Origin of the sequence: uncultured Phenylobacterium sp. (genome assembly GCF_902826855.1) — a bacterium.
Lineage (GTDB): Bacteria > Pseudomonadota > Alphaproteobacteria > Caulobacterales > Caulobacteraceae > Phenylobacterium.
Window position 1 is genome coordinate 1 of the sequence record NZ_CADEGK010000320.1, and the last position, 3,222, is coordinate 3,222.

A 3,222-nucleotide genomic window follows, 5' to 3' on the forward strand; every position below is an offset into this window, starting at 1 on the left:
AAGCGCGGCATGGCGGCGGGGTATGCCGGCGTCGAGAACGAGCTGTTCTTCCGCGACAACACCATGATGCTGTTCGCCGACGCCAAGAAGATGGTCGAGGGGATCGTGAAGGCGCTCTAGCCGAACGGGTCCGGCGACAGGAGCCCCTGGCCGGTCATCAGCAGCGTGTCGTTCGTGACCTGGGCATCGGCGATGGCGCCGTCGGACACGCCGTCGCCGGTGAGGTCGATCAGCAGCCATCCGTTGTGATCGGGGTCGGGGCCTAGTAGCTGCGCCGGCGACCCCGGGGCGGCCAACGCATCAGCCGAACCGGTTCCCTCGGTTCGGAAAGCCACCAAGAGATAGCCGTCGATAACGCCGTCCCCATCCAGGTCGACGTCCGAGCGGGCAACCGTCTGGAAGCTGCCAAGCGGCGTCGGGTCAATCGTGGGACGACCCGATGTTCCGGCGTCCGTCGCGGTTAGGGTAGGCCCGACCGGCTGCGGCGCCAGGCCGGTGAGGGGCGGTTGAGGGTGGCCGCCAGCCGGGGTGGGTAGCGGCAGGACCTCGCCGGCGTCGTTGACGAGGCGATCGCCCTCCTGGCCGCTGAAGTCGGCGATGAAGCCCAGGAAGGTGTCGGCATGGCCGCTTTGGCCCGGTGGCAGCGCCCGGATCACGAAGGTGTCCGCGCCCTGACCGCCGATGGCCACGACCTCGGCAGAGAGCTCGATCCGGTCGTCGCCGGCGCCGCCGTCGAGCGTGTCGTGGCCGCCCCCACCGGAGAGGGTGTCGTTCCCGGCGCCGCCCAGGATGTGCTCGTCCGCCGCCGTGCCGACCAGGCGGTCGTCGCCGGCCGTGCCCTCGACGACCGCCGGGGGCGGGGCCTCCGACGCCGGGGCCACGACCGCGGGCGCCGGGGATGCCGGTTCGCCGGTCGCGCTCCCGAGGGGCGCCAGCGGCGACGGCGCGGTGGCCTCGACGGGGGCGGTGGCGGGCGCGGCGGCCTGGAGCGCCATGGTGACGGGCGCCCCTTCGTCCGTGCGCAGGGCGGCCCCGCGCACGCTGACGTCGCGGTCCTGGGTGTGGCTGTCGGTCTCGGTGGCGGCGGCCGGCGGGGGTGGCTGCTCCGGCCCGATTGGGAGCGGCGACTCAGCGGCCTCAGCCTCTCCCCCCAGACCGGCGGTTTCGTAGAAGAAGGCGGCGGCGACCACCAGGGCCAGCAAGGTCTGCGCGTGGCGGGCTTCAAAGGGCAGGATCGTGGCCGACTTGGGCGCCATCGCATCCTCGGTGATGGCGAGGCGTTCGCGCAGCGCGGCGTGCAGGTCGACGCCCTCGCTCATGGCGTCGTCGACCGCGGAGTGCACCACGAAGACGCCGTCGATGCGGGCCACGTGGATCAGGACGTCGCCGTCCGCGTCAGTCACCACGCACCAGGGATCGCCCTCGTCGCTGGCGCCGAAGATCACCTCGACGTCGACCCCGGCCCCGCCCAGGCGCTCTGCCAGATCCTCCAGGCGCGCGCGCTCGCTCGCGGTCCAGTCACCGGACTCGCGCACGCGGGCGACGAAGGGGACAAGCTGGCCCATGGACTGGGGATGGATCTCCTGGCGCGTCAGGCTGTGGCCTGGCCGCGGCTGGCGCCCGCCTCTCCGAACAACAGCCGGTAGAGTTCGGGCTCGTAGTAGCGAAGCAGGGTGCGGGCGAAGTCGCCGGGCTCCAGGCCCAGCGCCGCCGCCCAGGCGCCCTGGGTCTCGATGGGCAGGCGACCGAGGCCGCTCTCCACCTGTGAGACGAAGGTATAGTAGCGGAGCCCGACCTGTTCGGCCAGTTCCGCCTGGGTCAGGCCGGCTGCCTCCCGCGCGGTCTTGAGCCAGCGGCCGGCCTGCTGGCGCAGCACCTTGATATGGGCGGCCTTCGCCGGATCGGTCGCAGGTCTCGGCATCGCGGGCTCCCGGGCGCTGCAACGCGGCCCTTGCGAGGCTGGTGCAAGCAGAATACAGTTTTTACGCAACAAGTCATTACACGACGATTAGCCGCGCGTGACGGCTAACACGTCAAGGCAAATCGGGAAAGTCATGAAGCGTCTGTTCGTCTCGGTGGCCGTGCTGCCGCTCGTCTTCGCGTCCGTCGCCCAGGGCGAGACCAAGGTCACCACCGCCACCACTGCGCCGATCCGCACCTCCGCTGCGGCGAGCGGCGCGCCCGACAGCGTAACCATCGAGACCACGGGCTCGATCACGCCGACGGCCGCCGGCGCGGCGGTGACGGTGGATTCCTCCCATGCCGTCACCAACCGCGGGGCGATCAGTTTCAACGGCGTCACCGGCGCCACCGGCGTGCAGGTCAACGGGGGCCAGACGGCCACAATCACCAACACCGGAAGCATCTCGCTGGTCGAGGACTTCACCGCCACCGACACCGACAAGGATGGCGACCTGGACGGCGGGTTCGCGCAGGGGTCGGGCCGCTACGGCATCCGGGCGATCGGCGCGGGCGCTGTGACCGGCAATATCGTCAACGCCGGCACGATCGGGGTCGAGGGCAATGATTCCGCTGGCATCTCGCTGGAGACGCGACTGAACGGATCGCTGCTCCATTCCGGCGCGGTGACGGTCACCGGTGATCGCGGCGTCGCCATCCGGGCGGACTCGGTAGCTGGGGACGTAAGGATCACCGGGCCGGTGACGGTCCAGGGCGAGGGATCGGTCGGCGTCCGGCTCGGCGACGTCGATGGCGCGGTCGTGCTGCAGGGCGTCGTCAGCGCCACCGGCTACCGCTCGACCGAACGGTTGGCGGATGCGGCGCGGGTCAAGCTTGACGCGGATGACCTGAAGCAGGCGGGCGGCGCCGTGCGGATCACGGGCAACGTGGGCAAGGGCGTGCTGCTCGACCGCCCGCCGGCCGACAACAGCACCACCGACACCGACGAGGACAAGGACGGCGTGGCCGACGCCGCCGAGGGGACAGCGACGCTGATCTCCTACGGCGCCGCCCCCGCGCTGGACATCGGCGGGACGGCCGCCACCACGGTGGGCGCAGTCGGGACCGGGGAACTGGCCTTCGGCGTCGTCAACCGCGGCGCGATCAACGGCCTGGGGGTCAACGACGGCGTGGCCGCCACCGCCCTGCGCGTCGGGCAGGCGGCGGGTGGCGCCGTCACCGTCCAGGGCGGGATCTACAACCAGGGCGGCTCAATGTTCGCTCGCGCCTATGGGGCGCAGGCGACAGGGGTGCTGCTGAACC

The 3,222-nt window shown here is 71.6% G+C and carries 3 protein-coding genes and 1 pseudogene; 2 read left to right on the plus strand and 2 right to left on the minus strand.

Going from position 1 to position 3,222, the window contains the following annotated elements; genetic code table 11:
- The coding region (locus QZV94_RS24100) for an NAD(P)(+) transhydrogenase (Re/Si-specific) subunit beta (RefSeq protein WP_293682881.1) at positions 1-120 on the plus strand (120 nt) is incomplete at its 5' end.
- Here QZV94_RS24100 and QZV94_RS24105 read toward each other — a convergent pair.
- Both QZV94_RS24105 and QZV94_RS24110 read right to left on the minus strand, forming a co-directional pair.
- Positions 117-1,565 carry a calcium-binding protein gene (locus QZV94_RS24105; protein WP_293682877.1) on the minus strand — a complete coding sequence of 483 codons (1,449 nt, stop codon included), beginning with the start codon at positions 1,563-1,565 and terminating at the stop codon, positions 117-119. The genes QZV94_RS24100 and QZV94_RS24105 overlap by 4 nt on opposite strands.
- Positions 1,566-1,591: 26 nt before the next feature.
- A complete protein-coding gene (locus QZV94_RS24110) occupies positions 1,592-1,921 on the minus strand; it encodes a helix-turn-helix transcriptional regulator (protein ID WP_293682879.1) in 330 nt (109 codons plus the stop codon).
- A 133-nt stretch (positions 1,922-2,054) separates the two neighbouring features.
- On the opposite strand from QZV94_RS24110, the pseudogene QZV94_RS24115 reads away from it, so the two are divergent.
- Positions 2,055-3,222: pseudogene (locus tag QZV94_RS24115) on the plus strand (autotransporter domain-containing protein); the annotation flags it as partial.